The sequence below is a fragment of the uncultured Tateyamaria sp. genome (assembly GCF_947488715.1).
GTDB lineage: Bacteria > Pseudomonadota > Alphaproteobacteria > Rhodobacterales > Rhodobacteraceae > Tateyamaria.
In genome coordinates this window covers 298,124-316,495 of sequence record NZ_CANLAG010000004.1, presented here as the reverse complement: position 1 = coordinate 316,495, position 18,372 = coordinate 298,124, and the positions used below count along the sequence as shown (strand labels likewise).

Below are 18,372 nucleotides of genomic sequence, written 5' to 3'. Positions count from 1 at the left end.
CGGCGCATCAGCCCATTCCGTTCCACTGGAACTCACCCCGTGGCCCGAGGGCCGAAAACGGGTTCCAGGCGATTTCCCAAATGTGGCCTTCGGGGTCGGCAAAATAACCGTGATGCCCGCCCCAGAACACATCCTGCGCGGGCTTGAGCAAACGCCCACCCGCCGCTTGCGCCCGATCAAGCAAGGGGGCAACGTCCGCTTTTTCGCGGACATTGTGGCTTAGCGCCATGGCCCCGTGGCCAAGGTCGCTTTCCGGCACACCGATCTCGTCGGCCAGAGCGGCCAAGGGATAGATGCCTAGACTTTGCCCCAACAGGTCAAAAGCGATGACGCCGTCCGGACTGTCCACGCGCGTCCACCCCAACGCCTCATAAAATGCGGCAAGTGTTTCGACGTCGCGCGCGCCCACAGTGATCAGCGATACACGGTGTTCCATCAGCGCTCCACCTGCGACTGCACCCACTCGGTAATCCCAGCGACGGCATCATCCGTTTGGCCTGGCGACATGATCCTGCCCGCAATCACATGCGATTGCGGATCGTCCTGCGGCCCCATCACCGGATTGACCACCTGTGTCGGACCGCCCCAGGCGGCGGCTATGTCCGCCGTGATGTCAGGCCGCACCACTGTATCCGCCTCGGCGAACCAGAACAGGGCGGGAATGGTCTGTTTGCTGTGATCCATCGCAACTGTTGCGTCGATCAGGGCGGCCATCGGCATCACCGCAACGCTGGGATATTGCGTTGTCCAATAGGTGCCATGTTCGGCGTTGCGCGGCTCGAAACTGCGTTCCGCGCCTGCCAGCGGCGGCAACCAATAGCGCGCCGCGGGCCAGCTCAGCAGCTTGGCGAGTGGGTTGTTTAAGCCGAAATTCGGCGAGATAAACACGAGCCCCGCCACATCCTGCATCATGTCACTGTTCTGCGCAGTCGCCGCGACCAAAGTCCCGCCGGTCGATGTCGACATCACCAGCACACGGTCGCCCGCCAACCGCGCCGCCGCCAGTCCTTCGGCGAGATCGTTGACCCAGCCCTGAACACTGCCTTCGGCCATTGCGGCACCGCTGCGACCATGCCCCTGCAAGCGGGTATAGATCAGGTTTGCACCCAGCGCCGCCGCGACCTGATCGGGAACCGGGCGGATTTCTTCGGACGTGGCGGAAAACCCGTGGACGTACAGGATCGACCAGTCTGTCCGCGCGCCAGCATCGCCCGCCCAGATCACCCGTTTCTCGACACCCGGCGTGATGTCGTCATAGGCGGCCTCGACACCTGCAAAATGGGCATCAAGGTCGCCATCCACGGCAGTTGCGCCAGGTGCCGGCGTCAGGGTCGCGTCCTCATAGGGTCCAAATGTCCACATCGCCGCGATCAATGCCACAAATGTCAGCAGCAGCCGGCCAATGAATTTCCCGATTGCCCTCATTGCGCGGCCCCCAGAACATCAAGAACGGCGGCCTCGATCATCCCAAGGCACGGCCCGTCCGAAAACCGGTGATCCGCCCCTTTGACCAATGTCAGGCGCATATCCGGGCTGTCGGCATGCTCCAGTAACCGCACGGCGGTGGCGGTGGTCACGGCCGTGTCCTCTGTGCCTTGCAAACAGCGCACCGGAAACGGCAGATGCAGCGGATCGCGCAGTACAAGGTTGCGCCGACCGTCCTCGATCAACCGTTTGGTGATGATGTACGGCTCCATATAGTCCGAAGGCATTTCGACTTGGCCATCCCGCGCCAGTGCCGCCTTTTGCGCATCGCTGAAGGTGGCCCAATACCCGTCTTCTGTGAAATCCGGCGCGGCAGCGATGGTCACGAGACCTGCAACACGGTCAGGCTGCGCACGGGCAAACAACAACGATTGCCAGCCCCCCATGGAACTGCCGACGACGATCACCTTGCCCTCGGTCAACGTCCCCAATGCCGCCGCCGTATCCTCAGCCCAGTCACCAATGCACCCCTCTTCGAACGTGCCAGAGCTTTGGCCATGCCCGGAATAGTCAAACCGAAGGAACGCACGCCCCTGCGCCCGGCACCACGCCTCGAGATGAATGGCCTTCGTGCCCTCCATGTCTGACTTAAGACCGCCCAGAAAGGCGACGCACGGTCCCTGCCCTTCGGTTTTGTGGTAGGCAATGTTGCGCCCCTGCGGCGTCTCAAAAGTGTTAGGTGCGTGCATGATACCCCCCGATTGCGTTGGGCGGATCATGGGTGTCTGGCGGGGCGCTGTCCATACTGACGCAAGGGCCATCGCCGCAACGATGACAAATCGCACCGGGACGACCGGCGGTTTTCAACAGAACGCCCTCTTGACCGGAGCACCGGAAATCGGCACGGTCCGCGCATGACACACACGCGCACAAACTGGTATTTTACACAGACGCATATCCTGCGTGCCTGTGCCGTGTCTTCTATCTGACCCCACCCGCCGCAACCGCGGCACCGTCATTTGCAACCTCCCTGTGCCGCGCACAAAGGAGAGCCAAAATGGCACCGACAATCCGACCCGTCACAGAAACCGACCTGCCTCAGTTGCACCAGCTGATCTGCGCGCTTGCCGCGCATCACGGTGACACACCAAACGTGAACCCCAACCAATTGCGCAAGGACGTGATTGGGCCCTCGCCCTGGTACAGGGTGCTGGTGGCAGAGGCCGGGTCAAAAGGTCTGATTGGATACGCCGCACTGTTGCCGCTTGGGCAATTGCAGAGCAGCGCAAAGGGGATGGATATGCACCACCTGTTCGTGCGCCCCTCTGCACGCGGCACCGGCGTGGGGCGGGCGCTGGTCGCGGCCTGTCACGATCTGTGCCGCACGCTGGGCTGTTCTCTCATGACGGTCGGCACGCATCCGGACAACCACGCAGCGGCGCAATTCTATGAAACGCGCGGGTTCGTCCCACGCCTGCCCAGTGGGCCGCGTTTCGCCATTTCGCTGGATCAGCCGCTGACGTAAGTGCCTTTGGCGGGGCGGAAGAACGTCTTTTGATTGTGAAGCCGCCCCAACAAATCATGGATTTTGCGGGTCTTGGCCGCTTTGGCGTCTGCCTTGGCCTGTTTGGCGACACGCAGCGCGTCTTCGATCAGGTCCAGATCGTCGACCGACAGCTCGAATGTAGTGTTGTACTTGGGCACGTTCGTTCCCCTTGCGATCAAAAGTTTCCGATAGTGAACTGATTGGCAAAATAGGTATCCACCGCAAAAGGTCCAGCCCAAAACGTCGCAAAAAGACCCGAAAATGTCGGAAAATCAGCATGCCATTGTATGCAGGGCAACGCAGGCGCTTGACCTGCGCGGGCGGTCCTGCCACATCCGCCAGACACATTTACCCGCAACCGGGCGTTCCGTGGGCGCCAAACTGACGAGGAGTGCCGACATGGCCCGAATCTCTCTCACTTTTCCTGATGGCAATGCACGCGACTATGAGGCGGGGATCACCCCTGCCGCAGTGGCCGAAAGCATTTCCAAATCCCTGTCCAAGAAAGCCATCAGCGCCACCGTGGACGGCCAGCATTGGGACCTGCAATGGCCTATCGACGCCGACGCGCAGATTGCCATTCACACCATGGCCGACGAAGAGCAGGCCAATGAACTGGTGCGCCACGATCTGGCGCACATCATGGCCCGCGCGGTGCAGGAAATCTGGCCCGACACCAAGGTCACCATCGGCCCCGTCATCAAGGATGGCTGGTACTATGACTTTGACCGCGCCGAACCCTTCACCCCCGAAGATCTGGGTGTGATCGAGAAAAAGATGAAAGAGATCATCAACAAGCGTGACGGCGTCCGGACCGAAGTCTGGGACCGCGACGTGGCGATCCAGTACTACAAGGACCGGGGCGAGCCCTACAAAGTCGAGTTGATCGAGAGCATTCCGGGCGACGAGCCGCTGCGCATGTACTGGCACGGCGACTGGCAAGACCTGTGCCGTGGCCCGCACTTGCAACACACCGGCCAGGTGCCGGGTGATGCGTTCAAGCTGATGTCCATCGCCGGTGCGTACTGGCGCGGTGACAGCAACCGCGCGATGCTCCAGCGCATCTATGGCGTGGCCTTTACCGGCAAGGAAAAGCTGCGCGCGCACCTCAACATGCTCGAAGAGGCCGCGAAACGCGACCACCGCAAGCTGGGTCGCGAGATGGACCTGTTCCACATGCAGGAAGAAGCACCGGGCCAAATCTTTTGGCACCCGAACGGTTGGAACATCTACACCGGCCTTCAGGACTATATGCGGCGCAAGCAGCGCGCGGGTGGTTACGTCGAGGTGAACACCCCGCAAGTGGTTGATCGCAAACTGTGGGAAGCATCGGGCCACTGGGACAAATATCAGGAACACATGTTCATCGTCGAAGTGGACGAGGATCACGCGCGCGAAAAAGCCGTGAACGCCCTGAAGCCGATGAACTGCCCCTGCCACGTGCAAATCTTCAACCAAGGTCTGAAGTCTTACCGCGATCTGCCGCTGCGCATGGCCGAGTTCGGTTCTTGCGCGCGGTACGAGCCGTCGGGCGCGCTGCACGGCATCATGCGGGTGCGCGGCTTTACCCAGGACGATGGTCACATCTTCTGCCGCGAGGACCAGATCGAAGAAGAAACCGCCGTCTACATCGACTACCTGACCAGCGTGTACAAAGACCTCGGGTTCGAAAGCTTCCGCGTGAAGTTTTCCGACCGGCCGGAACAGCGGTCCGGGTCGGACGAGATTTGGGACAAGGCCGAAACCGCACTTTTGGCCGCGACCCGCGCGGCGGGTATCGAACCAGAATTGAACCCCGGCGAAGGCGCATTCTACGGCCCCAAGCTGGAGTTTGTGCTGACCGACGCCATTGGGCGTGACTGGCAATGCGGCACCCACCAGGTCGACTTTGTTCTGCCTGAGCGTCTGGACGCGACCTATATCGGGGCCGACGGCGCCAAGCACCGCCCCGTGATGCTGCACCGCGCCTGCCTTGGCTCGTTCGAGCGGTTCATCGGCATTCTGATCGAGGAACACGCTGGCAAACTGCCGTTCTGGATCGCACCCCGGCAGGTGGTTGTGGCCTCAATCACGTCAGAGGCCGACGATTACGTGGCCGAAGTGGTCGAGACACTGCGCGCCGCTGGTGTCCGAGTCGAGGCGGATATCCGCAACGAAAAGATCAACTACAAGGTCCGCGAACACTCGGTCGGCAAGGTGCCCGTGATCCTCGCCGTTGGCGCGCGCGAGGTCGAGGAACGCACCGTCTCTGTCCGTCGGTTGGGCGAAAAGCAAACCAGCGTGCAGTCGTTGGCAGACATCACTGAAACATTGGGACTGGAAGCCACGCCACCAGACCTGCGCTGACGCGGTTTCACCCCCGCGAGCGCCTATGACACCGCACAGCAAGGCCGGAATTTACGCAAATTCCGGCCTTTTTGCTGACATCTGATAACGCCTCTGTGACACAGCCCTGCGTGGGTGGTAACTTTGGAACATGGTGCCCTATGTAAAGCGCACGACCGTATTGTAACCGATATCCGAAAGGGACGTTGAAGATGTCGAAGACCATGAAGACAGTAGCAATCGTCGGTGCCGTCGCCGCCGCGATGACCGCCCACACAGCCACAAGCGCCGAAGCCGCCGCCAAGGAAAAATGCTATGGCATCTCGCTCGCAGGCGAAAACGACTGCGCCGCCGGACCGGGTACCACCTGCGCCGGCACATCGACTGTGGACTACCAAGGCAACGCTTGGACCCTTGTTGACGCTGGTACATGCGCGGAAATCGACCTGCCCCAAATGGCGGATGGCACCGCACGCACCGGTTCGCTCGAAGAACTGACCCGCGACCTGCCCGCCTGATGCGGACCGCGCTGCGCCGCCCCGTTGTGGCGCAGCACTCCCACCGCCAGGAGCCTCGACATGCTGGACGCGACACTGACCCCTCCCCGCCTGCCAGCAGCACCCGGCGTTGGCTACAAAGCGCAGCATTTCAATGCTTTGCGTGACGATCCGGGTCCCGTCAAATGGATCGAAGTGCACGCCGAAAACTACATGGGCGACGGCGGTCGCCCCCACGCGCAACTGCGCGCCCTGCGCGATCAGTTTTCGGTGTCCGTACACGGCGTTGGCCTGTCGATCGGCGGTGAACAGCCTCTTGATCAGGACCACCTGACCCGGCTGGCACACTTGCTGGACTGGTTGGAACCGGCAAGCTTTTCCGAACACCTTGCTTGGTCCACCCACGGCGCCGAGTTTCTCGACGACTTGCTGCCCCTGCCCTACACCGACGCGACCCTCGCGCGTGTGGCCGAACATATCGACCAGGTGCAAACACGGCTGGGTCGTCGCCTGCTCTTGGAAAACCCATCGAGCTACCTCGCCTTCTCACAAAGCACGTGGTCCGAGACGGATTTCCTGGCCGAGTTGGTCCGTCGTACCGGGTGTGGGCTGCTGCTCGATGTGAACAACGTGTTTATCTCCGCCACCAATCTCGACTACACGCCCCAAGGCTACGTCGATGCCTACCCCATTGACGCCGTTGGGGAAATCCATGTCGGCGGCCATGACCATGACCACGACGATCAGGGTGCGCCGCTGTTGATTGACAGCCACGGCCGCAAAACCGCCGAACCAGTCTGGGACCTTTTGCGCCATACCCTACAGCGCACCGGGCCCGCGCCTGTTCTGGTGGAATGGGACAACGACGTACCTGAATGGCCAATCCTGCAAGCCGAGGCCGAACGCGCCGCACTGGCGTTGCAGAGCGCAACCGCTGGATCGTAACCTCATGTCCGGCGTTCAATCACAGTTTCGGGCCGCACTTCTTGACCCTGAACGCTCCGTGCCCGAGGGTCTCGTCGGCGCCGATGGGCAGCCGACTGAAAAACGCTTTGCGGTCTACCGCAACAACGTCACCGTGGCATTGACCGAAGCCTTGCGGTCGGCCTTTCCGGTTCTCGAAAAGCTGTTGGGCGACGAAAACTTTGCGTCACTAGCCCGTCTCTATGCGCGGGCGCACCCGCCGCGAACGCCGATGATGATGCACTATGGTGTGGACATGCCGGAGTTTCTGGCCGCGTTTCAGCCGCTGGCCCATATCGGCTATCTGCCGGACGTGGCGCACCTGGAACTGGCAATGCGCCGTGCTTATCATGCAGGTGACGTGGCCCCCTTTGACGCCGAAAGACTGTCGCAGATCACGCCTGACCGCCTGATGGCATCAACCCTGCGCCTTGCGCCTGCTGTCCAACTGGTTCCCTCGCAATGGCCGCTTTTTGATATCTGGCGCTACAACATGCAGGCAGGTGCCGACAAACCGCGCGCCATCGCGCAACCCGTGCTCGTGGCGCGCCGCCTTTTTGACCCAGCGCCTTTCCCGCTCACCACGGCACAGGCCGCTTGGGTTGCGGCGACGCAAGACGGCAACACCTTGGCCGGTGCTCAGGATGCCGCCGCCAGCATAGACCCCGATTTTGACCTCACACCGCTTCTGACCCTGTTGTTGCAACAGGGCTGTATCGCCGACATCACCACGCCGAAGGATTGACTTATGACCGCCTTGTCCCGCCTGCACACATCCCTGTTTGCCCCGCTCGATCGCAACGATTGGATCCTGCCCACACTGGCGCGCTTTCTCTTTGCCGCAGTGCTGGCCGCGTATTTCTGGGTGTCGGGGATGACCAAATTGGGCGATGGGGTGCTGGGCATTTTCCAACCCTCGCTCGGCGCATATGCGCAGATTTTCCCCAAGGCGATGGAGGCGGTGGGCTATGACACCACCCAGCTGAGTTTCTATCATTGGGCTGTCGTGACCGTTGGCACCGTCGCAGAGTTCATTCTGCCATTGTTGATCATCGTGGGGCTTTTGACCCGGCTGTCCTCGCTTGCGATGATTGTATTCATCGTTGTGCAATCGCTGACCGATCTGAATGGCCACGACAAATGGGGGGACGGTTTGGTGCTGGGCGCATGGTTTGACGCGCCTTCAAACAGCCTGATCATGGACCAGCGGTCGCTCTGGGTGTTCCTGCTGATCGTGTTGGTGGTCAAGGGAGCGGGTCCGCTGTCGTTTGACCGCGCCCTCAAACCGCGCGCACCTGCGGCCTAGGTCACGCCCAGGGCCGCCTGCACATCTTTGGTCCACCCCAGAAACAGGCGGTCGCCATCCGCGATCAAGGGGCGTTTCATCAGCGTCGGATGTTCAGACAACAACGCCTCTGGTGTCCCCCGCCGCGCCGCCTCATCGAGGCCGCGCCACGTGGTCGAACGGGTGTTGACCAACGCATCGCCAAAGGTGTCACGTGCGGCCGCCATAACCGCGTCCGGCACACCTTCTGATCGGACATCGACAAATCGCGCTTGCGGCAAGGCCTTGATCGCCTTTCGGCACGTATCGCAGGTTTTCAAACCGTATATTTCCATAACATCCCTCACGATTTCGTTGAATAATACAGCACGCACGCCCCTTTGAATGTCCTCTGACTTGATTTTCAAGCCATCTGCGCAATCTTTTAAACTGGCGGCGGCGCGTGATGCATCAAAGCACGGGCTGGCGCAGTGACGGCCCGCGTGCGGGACAGACTGCAATGCAAAAGGAGGCACGGGATATGCCAACTGGCACCGTGAAGTGGTTCAACACCACAAAAGGCTACGGATTTATCGCCCCTGACGAGGGCGGCAAGGACGTTTTTGTTCACATTTCAGCCGTCGAAAGGTCCGGTCTGACCGGGCTTGCCGACAACCAAAAGGTCAGCTTTGAGATGCTCGAAGGGCGCGATGGGCGTCAGATGGCCGGCGATTTGAAATTGCTCTGATCGCAACAGCACATATTTGCGGCGCATGACATTTCGCCATGCGCCGTAATCCAGAAAAAACCGTCAGGCTCAGTCGAAGGTGCAGCCTTTGGTGCCGACGGGGCAATGCGTCTGACGTACGTGACGGACGCGCTTGACCCGCTTTTTCTTGGCAACGGCATGGGCCAGCGCCTGTTGGTAGCTGATCGACTGGTTTGGACGACCACAGCAGATTTTGCCGTCCATGGTCACGGGCTGCAGGCCAGCCGGGCAATAATTGTGGGTGCTGTGATAGCTGTAGATCTTTGGACCAGCCGTTTGCCCCTGTGCCATCGCCGAAACGGCTCCGAACACCGTCACAGCCGCTGCGGCGGCGATAACTCGTGTAAAACGCATATCTTCCCTCGTTTGGTATGTTAACCACGAAATCTATGGGCACACGATGCCTGTGACAGGGTCACAAGTCCAGAAAATTTGCCCGTTCACGCCAGCGCGCGCATGATTTACTCAAATTTTGGGGATTTGTGGCTAAGCTGGAAACAGTCTCCACGACACAAACGGTGACCGCTATGACCGAATTGATCCGACTGTTGGCCCTCTACTATGCCTGCGAAGTGACCGCAGAGACGCAATTCCCCTCGCCGACCGAATGGGCCCGCTGCATGGGTCACTACCACGCGGTCAAGGCGCATTTCGCCGGGGACCTGACCGGACCACAGGCACAGATCGAAGGATATCGCGCCTGGAAAACCTGGGAAGTCGAGAACGGCGTGCTGGTCGCCCAATTGCGGGACCGCGCCACCCCCTAAGCCGGATTTTCCGTGACTTCCCAATGCTCTCCCATCGCGACGATGCAGGATGTGCCACCGGCGTAACGGACGACCATGGCCCAATCTCCGCGCTTGTCCGTCCACACTTCCATCATCTCATCCGGACTGCGCATGCCCGTGGCCGCGCGGGACGACCGGAACTGCTGTTCCAGCTTTTTCTGCATCTCGTGACTGGGCGCGCAGAGGACCTCTGCGATGGGTGTGGCCGCGGCTGACGTGGCGGTCAGAAAGAGGCCCAAAAACGCTGCTCTGATCATGTTTCAAACGTAACAGATTTATGACGCGCTGTGGATAAATAGTTTGGTCACTTTTGATGAAACGATCCGCGTCCGTTGCGGGAAAAGGGGCGGCAGCGCACCTTGTGTTTACACATAGGACTGTGGGTGCCGGACCGATGGTTTGGCAGGGATATTCCGAGAAAACGTACAGTTCTGGGCCAAATCTGTACGGAAATCGCGGGGGTGGGATCGGTCGACATGGGGCCATTTTGGCAAAATGTGCAGATGTTGCCGGAAACTGTACGTTTTGGATGCGGGACGGCGCGGGGTGCGGGCGAAGGGTTAACATGGGGCGTTGCCGCTTCGGCGGGGAGCGCATTTTTGAGGCCGGTGGCGTGTTTTTGGATTGTGAGGAAGCAGGCAAAGGCATTGGCGTGTTTTTTGCAGGGAAAGGCACAAGCGTTGGCGGTGCTGGTGCGTTGGCGGGCTTCGATGTGTGAGGGGGTCTGAATGGCAGAGCACTGAACCGTGGCCGCGCCGGACCAGCGTCACCGCAGGTGGCGCGTCGCCCGGCAATGCATTGCTTGCAATGCATGAGAGGGCCGGGGATCGTTGAGCGTGGAGCCGTGACAGCGGCGGACCACGGGTTGGCGCAGCTACGGGTGCGCGGCGTGATTTATGGTTGTGATGTTAGTAAGTTTGGTTCGGCAGCGTGGTGGTGGGTCAGCCATGGTCCGCGTAGCGGCAAACCGTCCGGGGGACGGTTTGAATGGCTGACGGGCGAAGCCCCGGAGACGTAGCGCCGTTAAGCGCGGAGCCGTGACAGCGGCGGACCGCGGGTTGGCGCAGCTAGGGTTGCGCTGCAGCGATTCATAGTTGTGATGTTAGTGAGTTTGGTTCGGCGGCGTGGTGGTGGTGACGTAGCGCCGGCCCGGGGGGCGGTCCGGCGCTGGCACGGCGGCCTTTGGCCTTGATTCCGTGCCCGTTAGCTTGATAGTTCTCGCAACATATTCTTTGCTTTCTCAGTCAAATCACCATTTTCATCCAGTAAAGGGAACTCGTTCCACTTTCCTCGATCAACGTAGACTAGCTTCATATTGGAGAAAATAATTCCATCAACCATTTCCAACGCAAACATAAGGCCCGCAAAAATCACCAAGGACCTCGCCCAAAAAAAACTCCAATTCGGCTCAAGCCATATGTTTGAGAGAATGAATGCATACATATAACACAAACCAATCATAACTAGAGCAACAGTCGAGAGTGCCGCGAAACTTCTCCACTCAGCGAGTTTTGAGGCAAACTCCCCAACCATCAGCCTTTCGCCATACCCAGTCATGGCAGCTGGTCGATCAGTTGCTTCCGGCATGATAGCAAGGCTATATATGTTGTACAAATCGTCCCCGTACTTTTTTTTCAATAGGTTCTTTCTCAACTCTTGAAGCATCATTTTGTCATCATCATCGTTATAAAAAATCAAACCTATGGCAGCGAGACCAAGCACAGTAAATTCCTTGAGATCAGCTACTCCCGAGAGCTTCAGACCAATTATAGATATCTCGATCTCCACACCATTCATCGAGGCAAAAAGAATTGCCAGCGTAACGAAGCCAAAAATATATTTTCGGTTTGTTCGCTTTTCAAGTTGATTAAGCTTTATTTCAATTTTCGAAATAAGGTCCAATATTGGAAATTTTCGAAAATCGGCTATGTCTACTAAATGCTGAGATTCTTCGGAATAGTAATCTCGTTCGCGCAGCTTCTTGCCAGCTACTTTTTCTTTCAATCTACTAAGTATACCCAAAAATCGCCTCCGAAACAAAGTGAAACGAAACTTAATCTAAATCAATTCACCCCAGCACGTCCATAAACTCCCGCCATTCCCCCTTGGACATGCCGGAGTTCTCCTGCGTGACCTCTTCACCCTTCAACATCCGCCGCATACACTCCAGCGCCGTTGCCGAAAGTGTCGCCCCGCCCATCCGGTAGTCCTCGAACGCCTTGTAGGCCGCGGGGACCCAATCCTTGACCATTTCACAAATAGCATCGGCGTAGACGCGAATTTCGTATTGGGCGTGGGCGTCGGCGCGCAGGCGGAGGAAGTGGAAGAGGTTGTGCAGGTCCACTTTCCAGTACCATTGGGTGTAGATGTTGGCGGGCAGGTTCATGCGGGCCAGTTCGCGGGCCAGGCCCTGTTGGCCGTCCTGGGAGATCATCTCTTCGTAGTGGTCATAGGAGCGCATGGCGTCGTCGCGCAGGTAGTTGAGGACGCGTTGGGCCTCTTCGCCCTGGAGCGCTTCGCCGCGGCCCTGGTTGTTGACGACCGATTGGGCGGCAAGGGCGTCGGGTTCGGGGATGTAGAATTCGCGGTCGAGGATCGAGTAGCGGGCGGAGTATTCGTTGACGTTGGCGGTGCGGTGGCGGATCCACTGGCGGGCGACGAAAACGGGCAGTTTGACGTGCAGTTTGATCTCGCACATCTCGAAGGGTGTGGAGTGCCAGTGGCGCATGAGGTAGCGGATCAGGCCTTCGTCGTTCTGGACGGATTTGGTGCCTTTGCCGTAGCTGACGCGGGCGGCCTGGCAGATGGCGGCGTCGTCGCCCATGTAGTCGATGACGCGGACAAAGCCGTGGTCGAGGACCTGTTGGGCCTTGTAGAGATGCGCCTCCATCCCCGGCACGGTGGCGCGGAGGGTCTGCGAGGACTGGCTGCGCAACGCGTCGATTTCGGACTGTTGTTCGGGGCTGAGCGGCATGGGGCCATCCTTTATCCACAGAATCTGTCAGGGGTTCACCTTATATTGTGGATGCTGATCCGTGAACCGCTAGATCGGGGTCGTTTTTTGGCAACGCTTCCCGTCAGGCGCGATGCGGCAGGGCCAAGAATTCGTTGACTTTTTGGTGATTGGGGAAGAGTCTGGCCGCAAAAGAGGCAGACATATAAACCGCAAAAGGTTTTACAGGCATGAAACGGACAGCAGCAGTATGCGCGCTTGCCCTTGGGGTAACGGCGTGCGGGGACGGGAATCCGTTCACCACAGTGACGACCCCTGTGGCACAAACCCCTGACACGACCACCACCGAGGTGCCCAGCGCGATCCTGAATGATCTGGAGCGCATCAGCTTTGACGCCAGCAACAACACGCTGACGGTCACGGGGCTGACGCAGGACGGGGTGCCGTTGGTCAACGAGTATCGCCATGTGGCGACAAGTTTCGTCGACGGGTTCGAGACGTTCACCGGGCAGAATGACCCCATTGGCCGCCATGCGACGGCGTTTGTGGCCAGCCGCGAGGGCGGTTTGCAGGCCGGGGTGGTGATGACCGGGGGGCAGTTCAACCGCTTCTTTGGCGGGTCGTTCTTTGAGCGCACAGGCGCGTATGAAGCGCCGGTGGCACCCGATGCCGCTTTTGACGTCACTTATGTGGGCAACTACGCGGGCGGGCTGAACCTGCCCGGCCCTCTGACCGACAGGTTTCCTGTCGCGCCGGGTGTGGACGTGGATGTCGACCTGCCGCAACAGACTGCTTATGTGCGCGGGCTGATGTTCGTGAACGTCGACCTGAACGATATGTCCATCGAGGGCGAGATCTATAACCGGACGGGTGTGTTCGGCATGGACCCGGCCACAGGACAGATTGCGGAAAACAGCACGACGCCCGGCTTTCTTGGCCTGCCCGACCTGGTTCTGATCGATGGTTCCATTGACAACGACGGCGGCTTTACCGGAATGCTCGAAGTGGACGGAGACGTTGGCAACGCGGTTGGCGAGTTCGCAGGTGTGATCGGCGGACCAGGCGGCAATGCGATCGTGGGCGGTACAACCGTCGCCGAATATACCGACCTGCTGGAAAACGAAATCGAGTACGGCGTGTTCGTTCTGGACCAGTGCCAGGTGACCGACACAGACCCGATTTGCGTCAATTCGTTCCAGCCCTGATCAGGTGCTGACACGACGCGCAGCACTGTGGCTGGTGGTTGTTGCACTGGGCCTCGGCGGCACGACGGCACACGTGCCCGCGCAGACCGCCCCGCCGCCCACCGAAACCATCACCCTGGACGAAGCCCGCGCGGTTGCGCGGCAAGCGCTGTTTGCAGGCCGGTTTGAACTGGCGCGCGAGATTGCCATGGGCCTGCTACAGGCGGATCCTGAGGATGCCTATGCCTACGGGGTGCTTGCCGCGGCGCATTCGCGTCTGAACGATCCGCGCCTCGCGCGCGCCGCCGCGCGCCTGTCTTACAAGTACAGCACCACGCCACAGGACAAGTTCGGCGCCGCGCGCACCGCCGCGAGCATTTCGTATCAACAAGAGCGGCCGACGGTCAGCCAAGCCTGGCTGCGGGTGGCGGCCACACATGCGGACACCCCGTCGCAAGACAAGCTGCTGGCGCAGGATTACCGCAAAGTCCGGGCCGCCAACCCCTTCAGTTTCAACATCAATCTGTCGGTTGCCCCCTCGAACAACGTGAACAACGGCACCGACAACGTGCTGGAGGTCAACAACGGCATCCCGACCCAGGGGATTTTCAGAAACAGCTCGCGCGCGTTGTCGGGGACGGTCGGCACGCTCGACGTGCGCCTGCAATACCGGCTGCGCGCCACCGATCTGTCACGCACCACGGCCACGGGCCGCATCTATACCCGACGGGTCGAGTTGTCGGATAGCGCCGAAGCGCTTGCCCCCTCCCTGTCAGACGGCGATTTTGCGTCCACCTATGTGGAGACGGGCCTGAACCACCAATTTGCCCTGGGCAAGCCGGGAAATTCTGTCACCCTTTCGGGGGCCTTGGGCGCAAGCTGGTATGGCGGCGAACGCAACTATGATTTTGCCAAGATCGGGCTGGCGCGCAGCGTGCGCCTGTCGCCAAACAGTCAATTCAGCCTGCGCGGCGGGGCCGAACAACGCCAATCCACGGTGTCCGACCTGCGCGACAGCCACGTCTATACCTTGGGCGCGCAATACAGTCAGAAGCTGGACAGCGGCGCGCGGGTCAATCTGGGCCTGACGCTACAGGATGTGAACGGCGATTTCGTCAATGCCGATTTCCAGACCGCCAGCCTGCGGGCGAGTTACACGTTTGGCAAACAGATCGGCCCGGCGCAGATCACCGCGGGCGTGACGTTGGGCTATACCGATTACGACCAGTACCGGCTGGTCAGCCCCGTGGCCGGGGGGCGGCAGGACACGTCGGTCTACGGCGATGTGTCGCTGTTTTTTGCGGATTACGACTTTGCCGGGTTTGCGCCCACGATCCGGTTGCGCAGCGGTCAGAGGTCGTCGAACGTCAACCGTTTCGACATCAGCGAAACGACGATCAGCCTCGGGATTCAATCAAAGTTCTGAGAGACGCTGGCCCCCTGCTCTGGACATGCTAGGTTGCGCATACCCGATTTGCTTTAAGGAGGCCGTCGCTCATGCCCATCACCTATCTGCACACCATGGTCCGCGTCAAAGATCTGGAGGCCTCGATGGCCTTTTATCGTTTGCTGGGGTTGGAAGAAACGCATCGTCACGAGAACGAGGGCGGCCGGTTTACGCTGGTTTTCATGGCACCACCTGAGCAGCCTGATTGCCCGGTCGAGCTGACCTATAACTGGGATGGCGACGACGCGCTGCCGGATGACAGCCGCCACTTTGGTCATCTGGCCTATAGTGTCGATAATATTTACGAGACATGTCAGTATCTTATGGACAATGGCGTGACGATCAATCGCCCCCCGCGCGAGGGGCGGATGGCCTTTGTCCGGTCGCCTGACAACGTGTCGGTCGAGCTTTTGCAGGCGGGTGAGAATTTGCCGGTTCAGGAGCCGTGGGCCAGCATGGGCAACACGGGCCATTGGTAAGAGCAGCGGCCATTTTGGCCGCCTGCGTCGCGGCCTCGCCTGCGGCGGCGTGCCGTTTGGCGTTGCTGCTGGCGCTGGACGTGTCGTCCTCTGTTGATGCGACAGAGGATCAGTTGCAGCGGGGCGGACTGGTATCCGCCCTGACGGCACCCGAGGTGCAGGCCGCGTTTTTTGCCAATGACATGCCTGTGGCTTTGGCGGTTTACGAGTGGTCGGGGCGGTACAATCAGGAGGTTGTGCTGGACTGGACGTTGGTGGACAGCCCGGCGGCGTTGCTGTTTGCGGCGGAGACTGTGGCGGCCAGCGTTCGGTCACATGCCGAGTTTCCGACGGCCATGGGTTATGCGCTGGGGTTTGGTGCGGAGATGCTGGCGCGCGCGCCGCGTTGCTTGCGGCAGACCATTGATATGGCGGGCGATGGGCAGAACAACGAGGGGTTTGGCCCGTTGTTGGCCTACCGTGAGTTTGCATTTGACGAGGTGACGGTGAATGGTCTGGTTGTGAATGCGGCTGAGTTCACATCGGAGACCATGTTGATCGAGTTTTTCGAGAAAGAAGTGTTGCACGGGCCTGGCGCGTTTCTTGAGGTGGCGCAGGGGTTTGAGGACTATGAGCGGGCCATGCGGCGGAAGTTGGAGCGGGAGTTGACGCCGCCGGTCATTGGTGCGGTGGCGGTGCCGGAGCGGGCCGGGTGAGGATCGGGTGCGCTGCCATAGCCTTGTGCGGCGCGGTGATCGTGGGGGATATCGCGCAGGCGGCTTGCAGGCAGGCGCTGGCGCTGGGGCTTGATGTTTCGGGGTCGGTTGATGCGCGGGAGTACCGGTTGCAGATGGACGGTTTGGCGGCTGCGTTGGACAGCCCCAAGGTGCGTCAGGCGCTGCTGATCCTGCCGGGCACGCCGGTTGAGTTGCTGGTCTACGAGTGGAGCGGGCCGGAGGATCCGACGGTGATTTTGCCGTGGACGGCGGTGACCAGTGCGCCGGTTCTGGATGCGGTGATTGGTGCGTTGCGCGCCACGGAGCGTCGGCAGGCCACGCCCGGAACGGCGCTGGGGCTGGCGATGCGAGAGGGTGTCGCGCATTTGTCGGAGAAATCCGACTGCTGGAAGCTGACCCTGGACATTTCGGGTGACGGGAAGTCGAACCTCGGGCCGCGGCCCGTTGACATAAAGCCGGAGATTGAGCCCACCGGGATCACGATCAATGCGTTGGTGATTGGTGCGGATGCCCCAGCCCTGGGCGATTTGCGGCAAGCGGAGATTTCGGGCCTGTCCGCCTATTTCCAAAAAAATGTCATCGTGGGATCAGACAGCTTTGTCGAGACGGCGCTGGGGTTCGAGGACTATGCCGAGGCGATGGCGCGCAAGCTGGAACGTGAGTTGGAAACTCTGATCCTGGGTCAGGTGGACGGTCTGGTGTCAGCGCACAAGACCGGTCACACACACCCCTAGTAGATATAGCGGATCTGGTCGGTCCAGTAGCGTTCCATCCGTTTGAGCGAGGCGGTGATGTCCACGATGCCCTCGGGGCCCAGCACACCTTTGGCCTGCAACCCCTCGGCGTGGCGGCCAAAGAGTTCGGCCACGACGTCGCGGATATGGCGCCCTTTTTCCGTCAGTTTGACGCGCACCGAACGGCGATCGATTTCGCAGCGTTGGTGGTGCATGTAGCCCATCTCGACCAGCTTTTTGAGGTTGTAGCTGACGTTGGAGCCCTGGTAGTAGCCGCGGCTTTTGAGTTCGCCCGCCGTCACCTCGTTGTCGCCGATGTTGAACAAAAGCAAAGCCTGAACAGCGTTGATTTCCAACACGCCCACCCGCTCGAATTCGTCCTTGATCACATCCAGCAACAGCCGATGCAGCCGTTCCACCAGAGACAGCGCCTCCAGGTAGCCGATCATAAAACCGGCATCCTTGGCGCCACTGTCGGGCAGGCCCGATTTGGGGCCAATCGATTCCTGAATGCTCATGCGCGTTCTCCGAACTTGTCTGCTCTTCACAGAAAATGCGCGTGATTCGGAAATATTCGGTTAAACCCCAAAAACCGGTCAGTTCTGCCGCTGCAAGGTCTGGGAAATATCGGCAATCAGCGCAGAAAACTGTTGTGGCGCAGGCTCTTGGCCCGTCACCCAGCGATAGAGGTCCTGATCATTTTCATTGAGCAAAGCGTCATAGGTGTCAAGGGCATCCCCGTCCATCTCGGCCAAATGCCGCGCCGCATAGGCCGACAGGATCAGGTCCATTTCCTTGATTCCACGCCGCATCGACCGCATGTGCAGCCGCTTGAGACGGTGTTTGCGCAGTTCTTCAGTCATTCTGTCCCCCTGCCAGTGCTGTGCGCAGACGCTTTTCCAGACGCCCGACCTGTTCAGCGCGCGCCAGCAGGTCAGCGCGCAAGTCCCGCACCTCGGTCAGGATGTCGCGCATTTCGACGTTGAGCGCGCCGCCCTCGTCCGGACCATCCAGCCCCTCACCCTCGCCGTTGATCAGCCACATCATCGAGACATTCAACAAACCCGCCAGCATCGACAGCCGGTTGGCGCGCGGCTCGCTCAGGTCTTCTTCCCATGCGCGCAGGGTTGCGACGCGCACGCCCAGCCGCTTGGCCAACTGCTTTTGGGTCATGCCCGCCTGTTCGCGTGCTCCGGCCACCCGGTCTCCGAATGTGGCTGCGTCAGCGCCGTACCAGTCTTGCAGATCGTCCATGGGGTGTCTCCGTTTCGGTGGTAGCGCT

At 60.2% G+C, this 18,372-nt stretch carries 25 protein-coding genes; 13 read left to right on the top strand and 12 right to left on the bottom strand.

Annotated features, from left to right (window positions below; translation table 11 throughout):
• Window positions 1–7: 7 nt before the first annotated feature.
• From Q0936_RS12025 to Q0936_RS12015, 3 genes are read right to left on the bottom strand one after another with little or no spacing between them, the layout of a single operon-like run.
• The gene (locus Q0936_RS12025; protein WP_299292430.1) at window positions 8–436 is read right to left on the bottom strand and encodes a VOC family protein; all 429 of its coding nucleotides are present in this window, start codon (window positions 434–436) and stop codon (window positions 8–10) included.
• Entirely contained in the window at window positions 436–1,425 is a 990-nt protein-coding gene (locus Q0936_RS12020; protein ID WP_299292432.1) for an alpha/beta hydrolase, read from the bottom strand. Before Q0936_RS12020 ends, Q0936_RS12025 begins: the two co-directional genes overlap by 1 nt.
• The gene (locus tag Q0936_RS12015) at window positions 1,422–2,174 is read right to left on the bottom strand and encodes an alpha/beta hydrolase (protein WP_299378142.1); all 753 of its coding nucleotides are present in this window, start codon (window positions 2,172–2,174) and stop codon (window positions 1,422–1,424) included. The genes Q0936_RS12020 and Q0936_RS12015 overlap by 4 nt, the downstream gene beginning before the upstream one ends.
• Window positions 2,175–2,482: 308 nt before the next feature.
• On the opposite strand from Q0936_RS12015, the gene Q0936_RS12010 reads away from it, so the two are divergent.
• The gene (locus Q0936_RS12010; protein ID WP_299292436.1) at window positions 2,483–2,950 is read left to right on the top strand and encodes a GNAT family N-acetyltransferase; all 468 of its coding nucleotides are present in this window, start codon (window positions 2,483–2,485) and stop codon (window positions 2,948–2,950) included.
• Here Q0936_RS12010 and Q0936_RS12005 read toward each other — a convergent pair.
• Window positions 2,935–3,129 (bottom strand): hypothetical protein, encoded by a 195-nt coding sequence (locus tag Q0936_RS12005; protein WP_299146440.1) that lies wholly within the window; start codon window positions 3,127–3,129, stop codon window positions 2,935–2,937. The two genes, Q0936_RS12010 and Q0936_RS12005, sit on opposite strands and share 16 nt — an antisense overlap.
• 241 nt (window positions 3,130–3,370) lie before the next feature.
• Between Q0936_RS12005 and thrS the strand changes: the two genes are divergently transcribed.
• From thrS to Q0936_RS11980, 5 genes are all read left to right on the top strand, one after another.
• Entirely contained in the window at window positions 3,371–5,317 is a 1,947-nt protein-coding gene (gene thrS, locus Q0936_RS12000) for a threonine--tRNA ligase (protein WP_299292438.1), read from the top strand.
• 191 nt (window positions 5,318–5,508) lie between these two features.
• On the top strand, window positions 5,509–5,814 hold the full coding sequence (locus Q0936_RS11995) for a DUF2282 domain-containing protein (RefSeq protein ID WP_299292440.1): 306 nt from the start codon (window positions 5,509–5,511) through the stop codon (window positions 5,812–5,814).
• A 60-nt stretch (window positions 5,815–5,874) separates the two neighbouring features.
• The gene (locus Q0936_RS11990; protein WP_299292442.1) at window positions 5,875–6,738 is read left to right on the top strand and encodes a DUF692 domain-containing protein; all 864 of its coding nucleotides are present in this window, start codon (window positions 5,875–5,877) and stop codon (window positions 6,736–6,738) included.
• Between the two features lie 4 nt (window positions 6,739–6,742).
• Window positions 6,743–7,501 (top strand): DNA-binding domain-containing protein, encoded by a 759-nt coding sequence (locus tag Q0936_RS11985; RefSeq protein WP_299292444.1) that lies wholly within the window; start codon window positions 6,743–6,745, stop codon window positions 7,499–7,501.
• Window positions 7,502–7,504: 3 nt separating this feature from the next.
• The gene (locus Q0936_RS11980; RefSeq protein ID WP_299292446.1) at window positions 7,505–8,062 is read left to right on the top strand and encodes a DoxX family protein; all 558 of its coding nucleotides are present in this window, start codon (window positions 7,505–7,507) and stop codon (window positions 8,060–8,062) included.
• On the opposite strand, the gene Q0936_RS11975 is transcribed toward Q0936_RS11980, so the two are convergent.
• Window positions 8,059–8,376, bottom strand: a complete 318-nt coding sequence (locus tag Q0936_RS11975) for an ArsC/Spx/MgsR family protein (RefSeq protein WP_299292464.1) — start codon at window positions 8,374–8,376, stop codon at window positions 8,059–8,061. The two genes, Q0936_RS11980 and Q0936_RS11975, sit on opposite strands and share 4 nt — an antisense overlap.
• A 185-nt stretch (window positions 8,377–8,561) precedes the next feature.
• Between Q0936_RS11975 and Q0936_RS11970 the strand changes: the two genes are divergently transcribed.
• Entirely contained in the window at window positions 8,562–8,768 is a 207-nt protein-coding gene (locus Q0936_RS11970) for a cold-shock protein (protein ID WP_299146433.1), read from the top strand.
• 69 nt (window positions 8,769–8,837) lie between these two features.
• On the opposite strand, the gene Q0936_RS11965 is transcribed toward Q0936_RS11970, so the two are convergent.
• Window positions 8,838–9,143, bottom strand: coding sequence for a hypothetical protein (locus tag Q0936_RS11965; protein ID WP_299292448.1), 306 nt, complete (start codon window positions 9,141–9,143; stop codon window positions 8,838–8,840).
• Window positions 9,144–9,316: 173 nt separating this feature from the next.
• Between Q0936_RS11965 and Q0936_RS11960 the strand changes: the two genes are divergently transcribed.
• The gene (locus Q0936_RS11960; protein ID WP_299292450.1) at window positions 9,317–9,556 is read left to right on the top strand and encodes a hypothetical protein; all 240 of its coding nucleotides are present in this window, start codon (window positions 9,317–9,319) and stop codon (window positions 9,554–9,556) included.
• On the opposite strand, the gene Q0936_RS11955 is transcribed toward Q0936_RS11960, so the two are convergent.
• From Q0936_RS11955 to thyX, 3 genes are all read right to left on the bottom strand, one after another.
• Complete coding sequence (locus Q0936_RS11955) at window positions 9,553–9,834, bottom strand: hypothetical protein (RefSeq protein ID WP_299292452.1); 282 nt, start codon at window positions 9,832–9,834, stop codon at window positions 9,553–9,555. The two genes, Q0936_RS11960 and Q0936_RS11955, sit on opposite strands and share 4 nt — an antisense overlap.
• Before the next feature lie 946 nt (window positions 9,835–10,780).
• Entirely contained in the window at window positions 10,781–11,581 is an 801-nt protein-coding gene (locus Q0936_RS11950; RefSeq protein ID WP_299292454.1) for a hypothetical protein, read from the bottom strand.
• Between the two features lie 64 nt (window positions 11,582–11,645).
• Window positions 11,646–12,551 (bottom strand): FAD-dependent thymidylate synthase, encoded by a 906-nt coding sequence (gene thyX, locus Q0936_RS11945; protein WP_299292456.1) that lies wholly within the window; start codon window positions 12,549–12,551, stop codon window positions 11,646–11,648.
• Between the two features lie 209 nt (window positions 12,552–12,760).
• Between thyX and Q0936_RS11940 the strand changes: the two genes are divergently transcribed.
• The 5 genes from Q0936_RS11940 to Q0936_RS11920 all read left to right on the top strand — a co-directional run bounded on the left by Q0936_RS11940 (window position 12,761) and on the right by Q0936_RS11920 (window position 17,090).
• Window positions 12,761–13,735, top strand: a complete 975-nt coding sequence (locus Q0936_RS11940; protein WP_299144756.1) for a hypothetical protein — start codon at window positions 12,761–12,763, stop codon at window positions 13,733–13,735.
• Between the two features lie 4 nt (window positions 13,736–13,739).
• Window positions 13,740–15,140 (top strand): surface lipoprotein assembly modifier, encoded by a 1,401-nt coding sequence (locus tag Q0936_RS11935; protein WP_299295958.1) that lies wholly within the window; start codon window positions 13,740–13,742, stop codon window positions 15,138–15,140.
• 71 nt (window positions 15,141–15,211) lie between these two features.
• Window positions 15,212–15,640 (top strand): VOC family protein, encoded by a 429-nt coding sequence (locus Q0936_RS11930; protein WP_299144751.1) that lies wholly within the window; start codon window positions 15,212–15,214, stop codon window positions 15,638–15,640.
• Between the two features lie 14 nt (window positions 15,641–15,654).
• Window positions 15,655–16,335, top strand: a complete 681-nt coding sequence (locus tag Q0936_RS11925) for a DUF1194 domain-containing protein (protein ID WP_299378138.1) — start codon at window positions 15,655–15,657, stop codon at window positions 16,333–16,335.
• On the top strand, window positions 16,332–17,090 hold the full coding sequence (locus tag Q0936_RS11920; protein ID WP_363323283.1) for a DUF1194 domain-containing protein: 759 nt from the start codon (window positions 16,332–16,334) through the stop codon (window positions 17,088–17,090). Before Q0936_RS11925 ends, Q0936_RS11920 begins: the two co-directional genes overlap by 4 nt.
• Here the strand turns inward: Q0936_RS11920 and Q0936_RS11915 are convergent.
• The 3 genes from Q0936_RS11915 to Q0936_RS11905 form a co-directional block, all read right to left on the bottom strand.
• Entirely contained in the window at window positions 17,087–17,539 is a 453-nt protein-coding gene (locus Q0936_RS11915; protein ID WP_299144774.1) for a winged helix DNA-binding protein, read from the bottom strand. The genes Q0936_RS11920 and Q0936_RS11915 overlap by 4 nt on opposite strands.
• Before the next feature lie 147 nt (window positions 17,540–17,686).
• Window positions 17,687–17,953: a succinate dehydrogenase assembly factor 2 gene (locus Q0936_RS11910; protein WP_299295960.1), complete on the bottom strand. Its 267-nt coding sequence runs from the start codon at window positions 17,951–17,953 to the stop codon at window positions 17,687–17,689.
• Window positions 17,946–18,344, bottom strand: coding sequence for a helix-turn-helix domain-containing protein (locus tag Q0936_RS11905; RefSeq protein WP_299144745.1), 399 nt, complete (start codon window positions 18,342–18,344; stop codon window positions 17,946–17,948). The genes Q0936_RS11910 and Q0936_RS11905 overlap by 8 nt, the downstream gene beginning before the upstream one ends.
• Window positions 18,345–18,372 lie beyond the last annotated feature (28 nt).

Bases quoted from the DNA above. Each gene is read 5' to 3' on its own strand.
- Q0936_RS11955 (WP_299292452.1), bottom strand. From the start codon at position 9,834: ATGATCAGAGCAGCGTTTTTGGGCCTCTTTCTGACCGCCACGTCAGCC.
- Q0936_RS11915 (WP_299144774.1), bottom strand. From the start codon at position 17,539: ATGATCGGCTACCTGGAGGCGCTGTCTCTGGTGGAACGGCTGCATCGG.
- Q0936_RS11910 (WP_299295960.1), bottom strand. From the start codon at position 17,953: ATGACTGAAGAACTGCGCAAACACCGTCTCAAGCGGCTGCACATGCGG.
- Q0936_RS11980 (WP_299292446.1), top strand. From the start codon at position 7,505: ATGACCGCCTTGTCCCGCCTGCACACATCCCTGTTTGCCCCGCTCGAT.
- Q0936_RS12025 (WP_299292430.1), bottom strand. From the start codon at position 436: ATGGAACACCGTGTATCGCTGATCACTGTGGGCGCGCGCGACGTCGAA.
- Q0936_RS11940 (WP_299144756.1), top strand. From the start codon at position 12,761: ATGAAACGGACAGCAGCAGTATGCGCGCTTGCCCTTGGGGTAACGGCG.
- Q0936_RS11985 (WP_299292444.1), top strand. From the start codon at position 6,743: ATGTCCGGCGTTCAATCACAGTTTCGGGCCGCACTTCTTGACCCTGAA.
- Q0936_RS11990 (WP_299292442.1), top strand. From the start codon at position 5,875: ATGCTGGACGCGACACTGACCCCTCCCCGCCTGCCAGCAGCACCCGGC.
- Q0936_RS11995 (WP_299292440.1), top strand. From the start codon at position 5,509: ATGTCGAAGACCATGAAGACAGTAGCAATCGTCGGTGCCGTCGCCGCC.
- Q0936_RS11965 (WP_299292448.1), bottom strand. From the start codon at position 9,143: ATGCGTTTTACACGAGTTATCGCCGCCGCAGCGGCTGTGACGGTGTTC.
- Q0936_RS11930 (WP_299144751.1), top strand. From the start codon at position 15,212: ATGCCCATCACCTATCTGCACACCATGGTCCGCGTCAAAGATCTGGAG.
- Q0936_RS11975 (WP_299292464.1), bottom strand. From the start codon at position 8,376: ATGGAAATATACGGTTTGAAAACCTGCGATACGTGCCGAAAGGCGATC.
- Q0936_RS11970 (WP_299146433.1), top strand. From the start codon at position 8,562: ATGCCAACTGGCACCGTGAAGTGGTTCAACACCACAAAAGGCTACGGA.
- thyX (WP_299292456.1), bottom strand. From the start codon at position 12,551: ATGCCGCTCAGCCCCGAACAACAGTCCGAAATCGACGCGTTGCGCAGC.
- thrS (WP_299292438.1), top strand. From the start codon at position 3,371: ATGGCCCGAATCTCTCTCACTTTTCCTGATGGCAATGCACGCGACTAT.
- Q0936_RS11960 (WP_299292450.1), top strand. From the start codon at position 9,317: ATGACCGAATTGATCCGACTGTTGGCCCTCTACTATGCCTGCGAAGTG.
- Q0936_RS11905 (WP_299144745.1), bottom strand. From the start codon at position 18,344: ATGGACGATCTGCAAGACTGGTACGGCGCTGACGCAGCCACATTCGGA.
- Q0936_RS12010 (WP_299292436.1), top strand. From the start codon at position 2,483: ATGGCACCGACAATCCGACCCGTCACAGAAACCGACCTGCCTCAGTTG.
- Q0936_RS12020 (WP_299292432.1), bottom strand. From the start codon at position 1,425: ATGAGGGCAATCGGGAAATTCATTGGCCGGCTGCTGCTGACATTTGTG.
- Q0936_RS12015 (WP_299378142.1), bottom strand. From the start codon at position 2,174: ATGCACGCACCTAACACTTTTGAGACGCCGCAGGGGCGCAACATTGCC.